At 61.1% G+C, this 16,098-nt stretch carries 15 protein-coding genes; 9 read left to right on the top strand and 6 right to left on the bottom strand.

What is annotated here, in order from left to right; translation table 11 throughout:
* Positions 1-3: 3 nt before the first annotated feature.
* From tssJ to BM116_RS09700, 6 genes are read left to right on the top strand one after another with little or no spacing between them, the layout of a single operon-like run.
* Positions 4-471, top strand: a complete 468-nt coding sequence (gene tssJ / locus BM116_RS09725; RefSeq protein ID WP_083724309.1) for a type VI secretion system lipoprotein TssJ — start codon at positions 4-6, stop codon at positions 469-471.
* Position 472: 1 nt separating this feature from the next.
* A complete protein-coding gene (gene tssK, locus BM116_RS09720; RefSeq protein WP_083724307.1) occupies positions 473-1,804 on the top strand; it encodes a type VI secretion system baseplate subunit TssK in 1,332 nt (443 codons plus the stop codon).
* Positions 1,805-1,807: 3 nt separating this feature from the next.
* On the top strand, positions 1,808-2,656 hold the full coding sequence (icmH, locus tag BM116_RS09715; protein ID WP_083724305.1) for a type IVB secretion system protein IcmH/DotU: 849 nt from the start codon (positions 1,808-1,810) through the stop codon (positions 2,654-2,656).
* Entirely contained in the window at positions 2,653-5,997 is a 3,345-nt protein-coding gene (gene tssM / locus BM116_RS09710) for a type VI secretion system membrane subunit TssM (protein WP_083724303.1), read from the top strand. The genes icmH and tssM overlap by 4 nt, the downstream gene beginning before the upstream one ends.
* On the top strand, positions 5,994-6,734 hold the full coding sequence (locus tag BM116_RS09705) for a PP2C family protein-serine/threonine phosphatase (protein ID WP_083724301.1): 741 nt from the start codon (positions 5,994-5,996) through the stop codon (positions 6,732-6,734). Before tssM ends, BM116_RS09705 begins: the two co-directional genes overlap by 4 nt.
* Positions 6,731-7,681: a serine/threonine-protein kinase gene (locus BM116_RS09700; protein WP_235846730.1), complete on the top strand. Its 951-nt coding sequence runs from the start codon at positions 6,731-6,733 to the stop codon at positions 7,679-7,681. The genes BM116_RS09705 and BM116_RS09700 overlap by 4 nt, the downstream gene beginning before the upstream one ends.
* Positions 7,682-7,762: 81 nt before the next feature.
* On the opposite strand, the gene thrH is transcribed toward BM116_RS09700, so the two are convergent.
* Complete coding sequence (gene thrH, locus BM116_RS09695; RefSeq protein ID WP_083724297.1) at positions 7,763-8,380, bottom strand: bifunctional phosphoserine phosphatase/homoserine phosphotransferase ThrH; 618 nt, start codon at positions 8,378-8,380, stop codon at positions 7,763-7,765.
* A gap of 223 nt (positions 8,381-8,603) precedes the next feature.
* Here thrH and BM116_RS09690 point away from each other — a divergent pair, with 223 nt between their 5' ends.
* Positions 8,604-9,329, top strand: coding sequence for a phosphoadenylyl-sulfate reductase (locus BM116_RS09690; RefSeq protein WP_083724295.1), 726 nt, complete (start codon positions 8,604-8,606; stop codon positions 9,327-9,329).
* Between the two features lie 18 nt (positions 9,330-9,347).
* Here BM116_RS09690 and cysB read toward each other — a convergent pair whose 3' ends face one another.
* The 3 genes from cysB to BM116_RS09675 form a co-directional block, all read right to left on the bottom strand.
* Positions 9,348-10,322, bottom strand: a complete 975-nt coding sequence (gene cysB, locus BM116_RS09685; RefSeq protein ID WP_083724293.1) for an HTH-type transcriptional regulator CysB — start codon at positions 10,320-10,322, stop codon at positions 9,348-9,350.
* A 158-nt stretch (positions 10,323-10,480) separates the two neighbouring features.
* Entirely contained in the window at positions 10,481-11,398 is a 918-nt protein-coding gene (locus BM116_RS09680; RefSeq protein WP_083724291.1) for a 5'-nucleotidase, read from the bottom strand.
* Between the two features lie 9 nt (positions 11,399-11,407).
* A complete protein-coding gene (locus BM116_RS09675; RefSeq protein WP_083724289.1) occupies positions 11,408-12,364 on the bottom strand; it encodes a putative 2-dehydropantoate 2-reductase in 957 nt (318 codons plus the stop codon).
* A gap of 239 nt (positions 12,365-12,603) precedes the next feature.
* On the opposite strand from BM116_RS09675, the gene BM116_RS09670 reads away from it, so the two are divergent.
* On the top strand, positions 12,604-13,686 hold the full coding sequence (locus BM116_RS09670) for a 3-deoxy-7-phosphoheptulonate synthase (RefSeq protein WP_083724287.1): 1,083 nt from the start codon (positions 12,604-12,606) through the stop codon (positions 13,684-13,686).
* Positions 13,687-13,742: 56 nt separating this feature from the next.
* Here the strand turns inward: BM116_RS09670 and BM116_RS09665 are convergent, their stop codons facing one another.
* On the bottom strand, positions 13,743-14,018 hold the full coding sequence (locus BM116_RS09665; RefSeq protein WP_083724285.1) for a GNAT family N-acetyltransferase: 276 nt from the start codon (positions 14,016-14,018) through the stop codon (positions 13,743-13,745).
* 140 nt (positions 14,019-14,158) lie between these two features.
* Positions 14,159-15,553, bottom strand: a complete 1,395-nt coding sequence (locus BM116_RS09660) for a GntP family permease (RefSeq protein ID WP_083724283.1) — start codon at positions 15,551-15,553, stop codon at positions 14,159-14,161.
* A 266-nt stretch (positions 15,554-15,819) separates the two neighbouring features.
* Between BM116_RS09660 and BM116_RS09655 the strand changes: the two genes are divergently transcribed.
* Complete coding sequence (locus tag BM116_RS09655) at positions 15,820-16,074, top strand: Lpp/OprI family alanine-zipper lipoprotein (RefSeq protein ID WP_083724281.1); 255 nt, start codon at positions 15,820-15,822, stop codon at positions 16,072-16,074.
* Positions 16,075-16,098 lie beyond the last annotated feature (24 nt).

The raw sequence follows: 16,098 nt of genomic DNA, 5'->3' as shown, positions 1-16,098 counted from the left end.
CCCATGCATCGACTCCTCCTTGCACTGACAGCCTGCCTGCTGAGTGCCTGCAGCTTGCTGTCCCCCTATTCGGACATGACCAAGATCGACCTGCAGATCAGCGCCACCGACGCGCTTAACCCGGACTTGCATGGCCGCCCCTCGCCCGTCGTGCTGCAACTGGTAGAACTGCGCCACCCGGTGGCTTTTGAGCAAGCCGACTTTTTTGCCCTGCAGCAGCGACCGCAGCAGATCCTCTCCCCTGACCTGCTCGCGTTACAGGAGCTTGAGCTGCGCCCGGGCGAGCAGCGTCACTTCAAAATTGCTGCGGGCGCTGAGGCAAGACATCTGGGGCTGATCGCCGCCTACCGGGACCTGCCCAACACCCGCTGGCGTATCCGCCTGGACGTGCAGCCCGGCGCACGTAACCAGTTCACGCTGGCGCTCGATGAGCACGGCATCAGCCAACGCCACACCACCGGAGAACCCTGACATGCAAACCCTCAACGTGGTGTGGCACGAGGGGATGCTCCTGCGCCCCCAGCACTTTCAGCAACATGACCGTTACTACGACGAACAACTCACACGCAGAACCAGCGGCTTGCGCGCCCACGCCTGGGGCTTCACTCGGCTTGAGCTAGATACCCAGTTCCTCGCGCTCGGCAAGATCGTGCTGAGCAACGCTGCCGGCATGCTGCCTGATGGCAGCCTGTTTGACCTTGCACAGCGTGCCGAGCCCCTCGCGCTGGACATCCCACCCGGCACGCTGAACACGCCCGTCTATCTGGCCCTGCCCCTTACCAGCCCGGGCCACCATGAGGTGCAGCAAGCGGCAGGCGACGCGCCACTGGCCCGCTATCTCAGCACCGATCACGAGATCAGCGATGCCAACACCGGTGCCGGCCTCAGCGCCACTGTACGCGTCGCTCAGCCGGCCTTCCGTCTGGTGCTGGGCGATGCCGGCGACGATCAGGCCCTGGTTCGCCTGCGGCTCTGTCAGGTACAGGAGTGCAGCAGCGATGGCAACATCCGGCTGGATGACGAGCTGGTCGCCAGCTACCTCCACTGCCAGGACAGCCCCTATCTGCAAAAATGCCTGCAGGAGTCCATCAGCCTGGTGCAGCACCGCGCCGATGCCCTGGCCGAACGACTGCGCAGCCGCGGCACAGCTGCCAGCGCCGAATTGGGCGACCTGCTGATGCTGCAACTGCTTAACCGTCAGGAGCCGCTGCTACGTCAACTGCGCAGCGGCAGCCACACCCCACCGGCAACACTGTTCAACCTGTTGCTGAGCCTGCTCGGCGAACTGTCCACATTCAGCTGCGACAGCAAGCGCCCGCCAGCCGACCTGCATTACCAACACAGCGATCAGGGCGCCAGCTACCGGCAACTCATGCGCGCCCTGCGCCAAAGCCTGTCCATGGTGCTGGAGCAACATGCCCTGGAGTTGCCGCTGCAGCAACGGCAATACGGCATTCGGGTGGCGCCCATCAGCGACCCGGCCCTGCTTGATGGCGCACTCTTTGTGCTGGCGGCCAAGGCTGATTGCGACGGCGATGCCCTGCGCAAGCGCCTGCCCACCCACCTGAAAATCGGTGCCGTGGAGCAGATTCGCCAACTGGTCAACCTGCACCTGCCCGGCATCCGCGTCCGCGCGTTGCCGGTTGCCCCCAGACAACTGCCCTTTCACAACGATCGCATCTACTTCGCCCTGGAACTCAGCGCCGATGAACGCGCGCAGCTGGCCAGTTCCGGCGGCTTCGCCTTTCACGCTGCGGGCGAGCTGAGCAATCTGCAACTGGCCTTCTGGGCCATCAGGAGCTGACGCATGCACGCCATGGCATCCCGAGATGACGACAGGACCGTGATCCTCGCCCAGGACGACGCCTGGTCAGCCGATAGCCCGCTCACAGACTATGACCCCGCGCTGCGCCCGCCGCCACTGGCACAGCGCCTGTCGCTGCCACCGGGCAATAGCTCGCTGCTGATCGACGCCCACGGCCCCAACACGCTGCTGGCCCTGGCTGCGCCCCTGTTCAGCGAACTGGTGCACCTCAAATCCGACGCTGCACAGGAACGGCCGGAGCTGCTACGTGAGTCGCTACGCGCCGGCATTCAACACTTTGACTTGCAGTGCCAGGACCACAACATCGAGCAAACCAGCCGCCACGCTGCCCGCTACGTGCTTTGCACCGTTCTCGACGAGGCGATTCTTGCTACGCGCTGGGGCAACGACAGTGACTGGTCACAACACAGCCTGCTCGCCCTCTTTCACCAGGAAACCTTTGGCGGCGAAAAGTTTTTTGTCCTGCTGGAGCGCCTGCACCGCGACCCGGGCAGACATCTGGACGTACTGGAGTTGATGTACGTGTGCATTGCCCTTGGCTTTCAGGGGCGCTATCGCCTGCAACCCCGAGGCGAAACAGCCTTGGCCGAGATCAGTGAGCGCCTGTACCGGGAGCTCCAACGCTACCGCGAGGTGCCCGATACGCGACTGTCCGAGCCAGCTGTCACTGATGCAAACAACCAATCGCTGCGACGCCCCTTGCCAGCCTGGTTGCTAATTAGCGCCACACTCGCTGGCATGACGCTGCTGCATGTCGCCTTCAGCAGCTCGCTGGATCAGCAACACCAAAGCACCCTGCAGCAATACAGTACCCAGGAGACGCATCAATGAACCCCGTTTTTTCGCGCCTGCTGGGCGTGCTTCGCTCTCCTGCTGGCTGGTCTGCCTTGGTGCTGATGCTGCTCGGCTTGCTGGTCTGGACGCTTGGCCCGATGATCTCGGTCAACGGCCACGCGATCTGGAGCAGTCGCTGGAGTCGTGCCGGCACCATCGCTCTGCTGGCAACCCCATGGCTGCTCTGGCGTGCAATCAGCTATTGGCGCAAGCGTCCCAAGCCCGTGCCGCCAACAGCCGAGCAGCAGCAACAGCGCGAGCAGCAGGTGGACGTACACTTGGCACTGCACCAACGCGCGATCCTCGCCCAGCAGCAGTTGCAACAGGCTGGCGTGAGCGCCAACCAGCGTCGCAAGCAACCCTGGTACCTGCTCATTGGCCCACAGGGCGCGGGAAGAAGCAGCCTGCTCGCGCAACCTGACTTACAGCTGCTCTGCAGCACCGCAGAAGCCCCACACGGCAGCGCAGGCATCAGTCCGGTCGAATGGCATTGCCACCGCGCAGGCGCGCTGATCGACTGCAGTGGCCACTGCCTGCCCGAGGCCGACAGTGACCAGCCGGCGCCGCAGTGGCAGGCCCTGATGTCCCTGCTGCGCCAACGGCGCCAGCCGGCACTGACAGGCGTCATCATCACCTTGCCGGTGGACCTGCTGCAGCAAGGACACGATCTGGAGCTGGACAATCTCGCGCGGCGCCTGCGCCAGGCCCTCAGCGAGCTGCGCAGTCAACTTGGTCTAGACTTGCCGGTCTATCTGCTTATCAGCAAGAGCGACCTGATTCCGGGGTTACCCGAGCTGCTGGAGCAGCTCCCGGCCGAGCAGCGTCAGCAGCATTTCGGCCTGCGCTTGGACAATGACTCGCAGGCCGATTCAGACCAACGCACGCAGGCCTACGCTGCACTGCTGGGCCGCCTGAACGCGCAGATGCTCCCCCGTCTGCATCAGGAACGGGCCCCCTCACGCCGCGGGCGACTGCTCGACTTACCCTGGCAGTTGGCGCGCCTTGAAGGCCCCGTGCAGCGTTTTATCGAACAAACCTTCAGCGCCAGTCGCTATCAAACAGGCTCGCGTCTGCAGGGGATGTACTTCACCTGCAGCGGCCAGTCGGAGCAGGATAGTCTGATATATGCACCCGGCCCGACCAGGCAAGCGGGTTTTGTCACCGAGCTGTTCGAGCAGATCATCCTGGGCAACCCGCACCAGGTAACACTCGATGCCAGCCGCGAGCAACGCCAGCGCCGCCGCCAGCGCATCGGGTTTGGCCTGGCCGCTGTCGGGCTTGCCTGCTGCGCCGTCGGCTGGAGCTGGGCGTATCATCAGCAAAGCGAGCGACTGTCGCAACTGGCCAACCTGGCAGAGCATTTTCTGCCGAGCACGCCGCAAATACAGGCGCACAGCCGCATCACCGCCTTGCTGCAGCAGCTCGATACCCGCTATGCGGCCACCTTGGTACACCCAGAAAGCAACGACCGCGCCCTCACTCGAAGCCTGATGTTAGAGCAGGCACCTGAGGTTCTGCCGCAAGTACAACGCCACTACCAGCAAGCGTTACGCGATTACCTGCTGCCGCTGATGACCCGGCAGCTGGAGGCGCGCCTGCGCAGCGCCCACGCCGACCGTCAGCAACTGATTGGTCATTTGCGCGCCTACCTCATGCTCAGCCAGCCAGAGCGCCTGGATACGGATTATCTGCAGCAGTGGATGAGCGAAGAATGGCAACATCGCTACCCCGAACAGAGCGATGTCCAGGCACAACTCAACGCCCACCTTGAACGTCTGCTGGCACTGCCCTGGCAACCCGCTGCCGCCGATCAGGAACTGATAACCAGGGTGCGTGATCAGTTGCAACAGGAGTCGCTTGCGCAGCTGACCTACCGCCTGCTGCGCGAGCAGGCTCGCGCGCTGCCAACCTATCGTCTGGACAACCAGCTGGGCACCGATCATCAGCTACTGGCCAGCCGCCCAACGAGCATCCCCGGTTTTTACACCCGGCCCGGCTATCAGAGCCTGTTTCAGCAGCAGGGGCCTGCGCTGATCGAGCGCCTGCTGGAAGACAACTGGGTGCTGGGCAATCGCAGCCAGCTGACGCCGAGCGAGCAACGCCAACTGCTGGTCGAGGTGGAGGCGCTGTACTTTCAGGACTACACCGACCAGTGGGTACGCGCACTGGCCTCCCTGCGCATGGCGGCGTTACGCAACGGCCGAGCGGTTAGCGATCTGTCGGCCCTGAGTGCCAGCAGCGCGCCACAGCTGCTCTTGCTGCAACAGCTGCGTGAACACACTCGGCTGATAGACCCTCAGCTTGACCACGCAGCGCCAGCCAGCCCCGCCAAGCAGGCCCTCCAGCAACAGTTCGCCGACCTGCATGGCCTGATCGACAACGACGGCAACCCCACTGCGGTACTGCTGCAAAGCCAGCAAGCGCTGACTCAACTGCAATTGCAGCTGGCGCAGCTCTACAACAGTGGCGACAGCGGTCAGCTGGCCTTTGAGATGGCACGCAAGCGCATGCAGCATCAGGCCGATGCGATCAGCGCCACTCGTGACGCCGCCGCTGCCCTGCCCGCGCCCCTCAATGGCTGGATCAACCAACTCGCGTCAGACGCCTGGGGCCAGGTGCTGGCCGACGCCGGACGTTATTTGAATCAGCGTTACCGCACCGACCTGTACAGCGTCTACCGCAGCGCGTTCGCCCAGCGCTATCCGTTCAGCGCCGACAGCAGTCGAGACGTTGAGCTGAACGACTTTCGTCGGTTTTTCCAACAGGAAGGTACCGTCGAGCAGTTTGTCGCCAGCTACCTAGAGCCATTCGTGATTCAGCGCGACGGCCGCTACCGCCTGCGCTCACTGGACGGACGCAGCCTGCCGCTGTCCTCCGCACTGCTGACCCAGCTGGGGCGAGCCCAGGCCATCCGTGCCGGGTTCTTTGCCGATGACCCCTTCGAGCCCGGTGTGCAGTTCCGGCTGGAGCCCTACGCGCTGGACGCCAGCCTGGGCCGTGCGAGCTTCCACTATGGGCCCCAGCAACTTGAATATCGTCACGGCCCCATCGTCGCCAGTGCCTTTCGCTGGCCCGCTGCCGAAGGCAGCGAACGTATCAGCCTGACACTGGAAGACTTGGGCGGTCGACGCCTGGGGCTGCAACAGGAAGCCGGCACCTGGTCACTGTTCCGTCTGCTGGACCGCATAGACATCCAGCGACAGGAAGAACGCGACGCCTTGTTGCTGCGGGCCAGCATCGGCGGCATGCGGGCACAGTACCTGCTGCACAGCCAGCGAGCGCCCAACCCCTTTGACCCGGACCTGCTGCGCAGCTTCGCCCTGCCCGCGCACCTATGATCCACTGGGACAGCGCAAGTCAAACCCACGTCGGCAAGGTGCGCAAACGAAATGAAGACGCGTTGCTTGACCGGCGCCCGGGCAGCCTCTGGGCTGTTGCCGACGGTATGGGAGGCCATCAGAATGGCGCCCTGGCCAGCAGGCTGATCGTGGAACAACTGGCGGACCTGCCGCTGGGGAGCAATCTTGACCAGAACCAGCGGCGGGTTCGTCAGGCCCTGCACCAGGTAAACCATCGTCTGACGCAGGACATGACAGTGTGCGCTGGCGGCCCCGCCCCCTTGAGCGGCAGCACCGTGGTGGCCGTTCTCGCCCAGGGACGGCGTGCGCTCTGTTTGTGGGCCGGCGACAGCCGCTGTTACCTGTGGCGTCAGAAAAAGCTATACCTGCTGTCGCGTGATCACACTCTTGCCCAGCAATTGATCAGCAATAGCAACATCAGCGCCAGCCAGGCAGCACGTCACCCCAACGCACAGGCACTCACCCGCGCCGTTGGAGCACACGAGGTACTGCGCCTGGATGTCAGCGAATTTACGCTACAGCCTCATGACCGCCTGTTGCTCTGCAGCGACGGCCTGTATCGCAGCCTGAGCGTCAGGCAACTTGCCCAGTCATTGCAGCTGCCGACAGCGCAAGCCAGCGTCGAACAGCTATTTACCCTTGCCCTGCAAGGCCCCGCCAGCGACAACCTCAGCGCTATTGTCATCCGTCCCACAGCCGCGACGAGCCCAACGTGAACCAGATAACTGCGCCGGCAGGCGCCCCCTTACAGACCCCGAGTGATCTACCAGAGCTGATGGGCAAGCGGTATCGCATCGAACGGCTGCTTGGTGTCGGCGGCATGGGCGCGGTTTATCGGGCACGTGATCTGGTGCGCGAACAATTTGGCGACCCGGAACCCTGGGTTGCGCTGAAAACACTGAACGACACCTTCTCCCGCCACCCCGACGCCAACGCCCTGCTCTACAGCGAGTTTGCTCTGACCAGTCGCCTGCACCACCGCCATATCGTGCGCCCTCACAGTTTCCACGTAGATGCGCATAGCCAGCGCGCGTTCCTGACCCTGGAGCTGCTGGCCGGGCCAACGCTGGACCAAATCATCGCCGCCCAGCCTCAGGGGCTACCCTGGAATGACTTGCAACCCCTGGCGCTGGCGCTGCTTGATGAACTGCAGCACGCGCACCAGCGCGGTGTGCTGCATGGCGACATCAAGCCCACCAACGTAATGCTCTGCGACAATGACGTGCGCTTGTTCGACTTTGGCCTCGGCCAGGGCAACGAGGGGCTGTTAAGCCGCCTGCCACGGCTCTCGCGCCGGCGCCTGGCGGCCTGGACACCGCGCTACGCGGCACTCGAGCTACTTGATGGTGGCGACCTCAGCCCTGCTACTGACCTCTATGCGCTGGCCTGCGTACTCTACGAGCTTGCCAGCGGTCATCACCCATTCAGCCGCCTGACGGCGCGTCAGGCAATGCGCATGGATCAGTACAGCAGCCTGCAAAAGCCGGCGAACCTGCCCGCCCATTGCTGGCCAGCACTACGGCGGGCACTCGCGTTCGAGCCGGCACAGCGAACCAGCAGCGTGAGTGAATTAAGAGAGGTATTCGGCCAGCCGCTACGGCGCTGGTGGCCCTGGCCGCGATGGGCCGCAGGATGCTTGCCGCTTAGGCGGACAAGCCAATGAAAAAAGCCTGTTAATGCTGGGGAGCATCAACAGGCTCTGACTCGGCGCAGACCACCACCGAGCACGCGGATCAGCGCGTTGTTACAGCGACAATTCGCGGTTGGAGGCAGCAATAAAGGCCTTTTTCAGGTCTTCATAGGTATGCACCGCCGGGAACTGCGGGAACTCGCGGATCACATTGTCCGGCGCGTGGAACAGGATACCGGCATGCGCTTCAGACAGCATGGTGGTGTCGTTGTAGGAGTCCCCGGCGGCGATAATGCGGTAGTAGATGCTCTTCAGGGCGATAACAGACTGACGCTTCGGGTCTTTCTGACGCAGCTGATAGTCGACAACGCGGTCGTTCTCATCGGTGATCAGGCGGTGGCACAGCAGCGTCGGGAAACCGAGCTGACGCATCAGCGGCTGAGAGAACTCGTAGAAGGTGTCAGACAGAATCACGACCTGAAAGCGCTCGCGCAGCCAGTCAACAAACTCGACGGCACCTTCGAGCGGCTTCAGCGTGGCGATCACTTCCTGGATGTCCGACAGCTTGAGGCCGTGCTTGTCCAGAATGGACAGCCGCTGCTTCATCAGCACGTCGTAATCTGGAATATCACGGGTGGTTGCCTTCAGTTCCTCGATGCCGGTCTTCTCGGCAAAGGCAATCCAGATTTCCGGGACCAGTACGCCCTCCAGGTCAAGGCAAGCAATTTCCACGCGACACTCCTGAGTTTCAATAGTTGAGGCTGGCGCACAATCTACCGGCAAGCGCTGTCAGGCGCAACGAGAAGGACACGAGAAGCGCCAAGCAACCTCGTAAAAAGGCATAAAAATATAACCAAATAAAAGAGGATGGACTAAGACGCCCTTTGTTAGACTGCCCGCCTGAAACCAGAAACGGTGGCACACCGATCCACCGCCGGATTGAGAGCCTGATGCAATGAGTAATTTCGACATCGACGAACTGGCCAGCGAGTACGCCAGCAAGTCGCCCCAGCAGATCCTGGAACTGGCAATCGGCCAGTTCGACAATCTCTGGCTGTCATTCAGTGGCGCCGACGATATCGTCGCGCTGGATATGGCCTGGAAAATCAACCCCCAGATCAAGGTGTTCACCCTGGACACCGGCCGCCTGCACGCCGAGACCTACCGGTTCCTGGAGCAGGTACGCAAGCACTACGGTATTCAGCTTGAAGTGCTGTCCCCCGATCACCAGGAGCTGGAAGCGTACGTCCGTGAAAACGGACTGTTCGACTTTTACGAAAATGGTCACGGTGGCTGCTGCGGCGTGCGCAAAATTGCCCCACTGCGCCGCAAACTCGGCACAGTCGACGCCTGGATTACCGGCCAGCGCAAAGATCAAAGCCCCACCCGCGCCGACGTACCGGTGATTCAGCTGGACACCGCGTTCTCGACGCCGGAGCACCAACTGGTCAAGTTCAACCCGTTGGCCGATTACAGCAGTGAGGACATCTGGAACTACATCCGCATGCTGGAGATTCCCTACAACCCACTGCATGAGAAAGGTTTCATCAGCATTGGCTGCGAGCCTTGCACCCGCCCCGTGCTGCCTAACCAGCACGAGCGCGAAGGCCGCTGGTGGTGGGAAGAGTCCACCAAGAAGGAATGCGGTCTGCACGCCGGCAACCTGATTGCCCGCAGCTGACGCAGCGCCGGCCCTGTGTTACAGGGTCGGCAACTCTACCCCGTCGAACAACGCCTCCAGCTCTACCTTGTTGCTGCACAGCAGCGCCTGGTCAATCATCTCGCGCGTCAGATGCGGCGCGAATGCCTCGATAAATTCGTACATGTAGCCGCGCAGAAAGGTGCCACGGCGAAAGCCGATCTTGGTCACGCTGGACTCGAACAGCTGGCTGGCGTCAATCACCACCAGGTCCGGGTCTGTCACCGGGTCGACTGCCATGTGCGCCACAATGCCAACCCCCAGTCCCAACCGCACGTAGGTTTTGATCACGTCGGCGTCTGCGGCGGTAAATACCACCTTGGGCGACAGCCCGCGATTGCTGAAAGCCTCATCGAGCTTGGAGCGCCCGGTAAACCCGAACACGTAAGTCACCAGCGGCCACTCTGCCAGCGTCTCCAGGGTTAAAGACGACAGCTGCGTCAGCGGGTGCCCCTTGGGCACGATAACGCAGCGATTCCAGCGATAGCACGGCATCATCACCAGATCAGCGAACAGCTCCAGCGCCTCGGTGGCGATGGCAAAATCGGCGGTGCCGTCCACGGTCATTTCACATATCTGCATCGGCGAGCCCTGATGCATGTGCAGCGAGACATCCGGGTAGTTCTTGATGAATTTTTGAATGATCGGCGGCAAGGCATAACGCGCCTGCGTGTGCGTGGTTGCCAGGGTCAGCGTGCCCTTGCGCTCGTTACTGAACTCCTGGGCAATCTGTTTGATGCTGTCGACCTTGCGCAGGATCTCGCCCGCGGTCGCAATGATGCGCTCACCGGCCGGCGTGATGCGAGTCAGGTGCTTGCCGCTGCGAGAAAACACTTCCACGCCCAGCTCGTCCTCAAGCAGGCGAATCTGCTTGCTGATGCCAGGCTGAGAGGTATAGAGACTTTGGGCAGTGGCGGACACGTTCAGGTCATGGTGGGCCACTTCCCAGATATAGCGCAGCTGCTGCAGCTTCATGAATGCTTCCTCTATCGATCCAAGCCCGGTGGCGGCTTGGCTGGCGCGGCAGCGCGATAAGCGCTTATAACCAGATCGCCTGTTCTGACAGTTAGGTTAGTCCATAAATTCCAGCAACGGAACGAAATACTGCACTGTGTCGCACAGCTGCGACATTATCAGGCAGAAGAGGACGATTTGAGGTTGCTGATGCCGTGTGGAACATGGCCAGTGGGCACCACACCCACCGCCCGCTTACAATGCCCTTCCTGGTCATCAAAAAACAGGTCCGCGCCAAAGGCCTGCAGAAACTCGGACTTGTCCAGACCGCCCAGAAACAGCGACTCGTCCAGACGAATATTCCACTCACGCAGGGTGCGAATTACCCGTTCATGGGCCGGCGCGCTGCGGGCTGTTACCAGTGCCGTGCGGATCGGACATTGCTCGTTGGGGAACTCGGTCTGAATGCGGTTGAGCGCAGCAAGAAACGCCTTAAACGGACCACCGCGCAGCGGCTGATGGGCCGATGCCTGCTCGCTGGCCTGGAAAGCCGCCAAGCCGTCGCGCTGAAATACCTGCTCGGACTCGTCGGAGAACAGCACCGCGTCACCATCAAAGGCGATACGCAGTTCGTCGCGCTGCTCCGGACGACGCTTGGCCGGCAAAATGGTTGCGGCAGCAAAGCCCGCATCCAGCGTGGCACGCACATCTTCGGCGTGGGTCGAGAGGAATAACTGACAGCCAAAGGCCGGGATATAGGTAAAGGGGCTGCGCCCCCCAGCAAAGGCGGCCCGGGTAATACCCAGGCCGTAGTGCTGAATCGAGTTGAATACGCGCAGGCCAGTGTCGGCGCTATTGCGCGAAATCAGTACCACCTCAACCCGGCTGTCACCCTCCAGCAGACTGTTGATGCGCAGCAGCTTTTGCACCAACGGAAAGGCTTCACCCGGCTCCAGCGGCTCGTCTTCGTGCGCTATCTGATACAGCCGGTAGGCTTCCAGCCCCTCGCGCTCGAAGACAGCGTGGCTATCGTCCAGATCAAACAAGGCTCTTGAAGAAATGGCGATAACCAGTTTGTCGCCGAGCTGGCTGGGCATGCGGACTTCCTATTGATTGGACAGATACCGGTTCTGAATGAACGTCAGCTGATCCAACATTGCCTCGATTTTCGGCAGGCTGCAACCCGCCTCACGGCCCTGACGCAGCAGCTCGCCATACAGGCTGTCGAGCTCCATGGGGCGCTTGTGCAGCCAGTCGTGGTACATGCTTGGCTGGTAGTCGGGCATGGCGCCAGTGCCCATCAGCAACTTGTCTGCCAGACCATCAGGCATGCTGACGCCTTTGGCCCTGGCAGTGCTGATGACCTCTTCCATCATTTCCTTGATCAGCTTGTTGCTTGCCGGGTCTTTCAGCAGCGCCTGGGTACCGGAGTTCAGCACCACGGAAATACCATTGAAGGGTGCGTTCCAGACCAGCTTTTGCCAGCGCGCCTCGTCTACCCCAGGCAGCAGGCGTGTGGGAATCTTGCCGGAAGCAAGCAGCTCGGCACCTTCCTTAAGCAGCGCCTGCTGCGCCTCGGCGGTGGTTGCCGGGCCGGAGTGGTAACCGAGATCGACCATGCCATTGGCCTGGTGCTTGACCAAGCCCGGGCCTTCGCGGAACAGGCAGACGTAGCACAGACCACCAATCAGATGCATGGTGTCGGGCAGGAAGGGACGCAGCTGGTCTTCGTTGCTCAGGCCGTTTTGCAGCAGCACGACCTTGGCATCGGGCTTGCCGGCGCGGGTGATGATGTCGCCCAGGTTGCCTGCGGTCGACTTGGCGCCGATAAACAGCCAGTCGCAGGGCGGCATGTCAGCAGCATCCTTGTACGCCTGCACCGGGTGCAAATGCAGTTGCTCGTTGACCAGGCTGTTGATGGTAATGCCCTTCTCCACCACAGCGTCGTATTCACTGCGCAGCAAAAAGTGCACATCGTTGCCGCCCTGGGCCAGCATGGCGCCGTAAAAGCCGCCGATTGCGCCGGTGCCGATGATGCCGATTTGCAGTTTGTTCTGGTCCATACAACCCTCATTTGGATGATCTGTTATTGGTATCCGGCCATGGTAAGGGGCTGACGCCCGGCAAGACAGTCAACAACACGACAAAATAGCCCTGCAAGCGCACCTTAGTGCGCCAATTAATTTTGTTTTTCAGGGCGATAGCGGCCTGCGGGGTAGCCTAAGCGGCCAACCTTGATTAAGCTGTGACGCACTCAAAATAGTGCCGCACCGCGCGGCCGGTACCACTTCCGGGAAGACTGATGGCCGATTTACCTATTGATGACCTGAACATTACCTCCAACGAGATTCTGATTACCCCCGAGCAGCTGAAAGCCAAAATTCCGCTCAGCGAAGCTGCCCAGGCGACCGTCGTCGAAAGCCGCCAGGTGATTCGCGACATTCTCGATGGCAAGGACCACCGCCTGTTCATCGTCATCGGCCCCTGCTCGATCCACGATATCGAGGCCGCCAAGGACTACGCCGCGCGCCTCAAGCAGCTCGCTGCAGAAGTCAGCGACACCCTCTATCTGGTCATGCGCGTCTACTTCGAAAAACCGCGTACCACCGTCGGCTGGAAAGGTCTGATCAACGACCCCTATCTGGATGACTCGTTCAAGATTGAAGACGGCCTGCACATCGGCCGCCAGTTGCTCTGCGATCTGTCGGAGATGGGCCTGCCCACCGCCACTGAAGCGCTGGACCCGATTTCGCCGCAGTACCTGCAGGACCTGATCTCCTGGTCGGCCATCGGTGCCCGCACTACCGAATCGCAGACTCACCGCGAAATGTCGTCCGGCCTGTCCTCAGCTGTCGGCTTCAAGAACGGCACCGATGGCAGCCTCTCGGTTGCCATCAACGCCCTGCAGTCGGTATCCAGCCCGCACCGCTTCCTGGGTATCAACCAGCAGGGCCAGGTTTCCATCGTCACCACCAAGGGCAACCCCTACGGCCACGTGGTACTGCGCGGCGGCAACGGCAAGCCCAACTACGACTCGGTCAGCGTCGCCCTGTGCGAGAAGGACCTGGAAAAGGCCGGCATCGCCAGCAACATCATGGTCGACTGCAGCCACGCCAACTCCAACAAAGACCCGGGCCTGCAGCCTCTGGTCATGGACAACGTTGCCAATCAGATTCTGGAAGGCAACGACTCCATCATCGGCCTGATGGTCGAGAGCCACATCGGCTGGGGCAACCAGTCTATTCCCAAGGACCTGTCGCAGCTGCAGTACGGCGTTTCGGTGACCGATGCCTGTATCGACTGGGCAACCACTGAACAGAGCGTGCGCAGCATGCGTGACAAACTCAAGGACGTGCTGCCCCGCCGCCCTCGCCTGCAACGCTGATCGGCACACAACAAAAAACCCGCCAAACTGGCGGGTTTTTTGTTGTGTCTTGCGGGCTACTCAACGTTCGCCGCGTGACGATCCATATAACGCTCAACGTACGAGCAGGAAGGGATGACGGTGTAACCCTGCTCACGGGCAAAGCTCAATGCGTGTGCCGTCAGTTTTGCCGCCAGCCCCTTGCCGCGCAGGGCATTGGGTACGAAGGTGCGGTAGATATCCAGTGTCTTCTTGCCAAGATCCATGTAGGCGAGATAAGCCCGTGCACCTTCCAATGCGATATAGAACTGCTTGCCTTCCTGATCGTGCTGGACGGTGGCGTTCATATTCATTGTCAGTCTCCCAGGCAGATATAACTCCGAGCGAGGAGTCATCCACTATAGACCCATATCAGCCGGAATGTTCCTCAACTGATGAAATTTTGTGCACTGGAGCACGCAGCGCCCTTTCGACGCCGCGTGCCCCATGGGCCTCAGGAGACCATCCCCATGCCCAGCGACATCAGCAGGGCAATGGAGGCCAGACAGGCGATGACAGGCACGGCGACCGTGACAACAAAGATGTCCCGATAGGCTTCCTTGTGGGTAATACCCATGATCATGAAGGTCGCAATCACCGCGCCGCAATGCGGCAGCGAATCCAGACCACCGGCAGCGATCGCCGCGATACGGTGCAGAATTTCCGGATCAACACCCATCTCGATGTAATGCGGGCCCAGCGACTGCATGAAGATCTGCAGACCACCGGAAGAAGAGCCGACAATCGCCGAGACCACGCTGACCGACGCAAACACCGATAGCAGCGGCGGCAGATCAACGTTGAGAATCCAGTCGGCAAACTGGGCAAAACCGGCGGTCTGGGTCACTACACCACCAAAACCGATGACGGCAGCCGTGTTCAGCAGCGGCATGATCGAGTCATCAGCGCCCTGCCCAAAGGCTTGAGCCGCTTTACGGCGCAGCGCAGGGAACAGCACCACGCAGGTCAGTGAGCCGAGAATCAGCGAAATGCTGGGCCAGATGATCGGTTGCGACGCGCTGAACAACAGCACGCGAGCCACAATACCGTCGCTCTCTGACCAATCTGCCATGCCCAGAATAGCGCGAGGCAGCATGATCGAGCCCAGCACTACGACCATCGGAATCAACGCCATCCACCACACCGGGGCGTCATTCGGGTCACCGATAAGCTGCTCCATGCGACGATCCTGGGCATTCTCGACAAACCCCTCGCCACGCGCCTGGGCGCGCTTCCACTGGCTTTCCACGTACCACATACCCAGGCCGGCCATCAGCAGAGCAGCAAAAATGCCGATCCAGCCGCCTGCGAACAGATCGGTACCCAGCGAGCTGGCAGAAATCACGTTATGAATGGACGGCGTACCCGGCAGCGCCGTCATGGTGAAGGTACCAGCCCCCACAGAGGTGGCTGCAGCCCACAGGCGCTTGGGCAAGTTGGCCTCACGCATCAACGTGATACCCAGCGGATACATGGTGAAGACCACGACAAACACCACTACGCCGCCATAGGTGAGCAAGGCGCAAACGACCATGCCTACCAGTAGCGTGTGGCGCACGCCCAGGGCGCGAGTGATGGATAGCGCAATACTCTTGGCCGCCTGACTGGTGGCCATCACCTTGCCGAAAATGGCGCCACAGAGGAACAGCAGGAAGAACTTGCCGGCAAAGGTGAACGCACCCAGCGGGCCAAACGGAAAGAACTCGAGAAAGGTTTGCGAGATCAGCATGCCGTTGGTCAGGGCGACCACCAGCGCGCAGACCAGCGCAGCAATAAAGATGTTGATACCACGCAACGCCAGATAGATAAGTAGCGTCACGCCGGCAATGAGACCCAGATTTCCAAGCATTATTTTTATCCTTGTAATGAACAGCGCAGGCTACATTAGCGCAGGGCCGAACACTGACAAAGACCTTAACCGCTCAATCAGGGCAGTTTATTGTTGTTCATTGGTAACAGAATTAGCACCACTCCCCTTTTCAGTACGCAAGCAACTGCTACTATTAACAGCCCTGCCGGGAAAGCCCATCAGAACACCCAGGGAACTCATCTAGCCACCTAGGGTCTTCTGCTGTGCGTTCTTGAAGCATGGAACTTTTACACAAGGGGAAAGTTATGAAAACTGCACTGAAAGTATCCGCCGTAGCACTGGCAGCCCTGGTTGCCGCTGGTTGCAGCAACAGCATGGAAAAGGAACTGAGCGCTCGCGTTGCCGCCAACGAAAACGCTACCGCCAGCGCCCAGGCCCGTGCAGACGAAGCCTACCGCAAGGCTGATGAAGCTCTGGCTGCCGCTCAACGCGCCCAGCAGACCGCTGATGAAGCCAACGAGCGCGCTCTGCGCATGCTCGAAAAGGCTAGCCAGAAGTAATAAGGCTACCTGCAGCCTATCCGG

This window comes from Halopseudomonas pachastrellae, assembly GCF_900114765.1.
Taxonomy (GTDB): domain Bacteria; phylum Pseudomonadota; class Gammaproteobacteria; order Pseudomonadales; family Pseudomonadaceae; genus Halopseudomonas; species Halopseudomonas pachastrellae.
The sequence above is the reverse complement of the archived record's forward strand: the minus strand, read 5'-3'. Positions and strand labels throughout refer to the sequence as shown.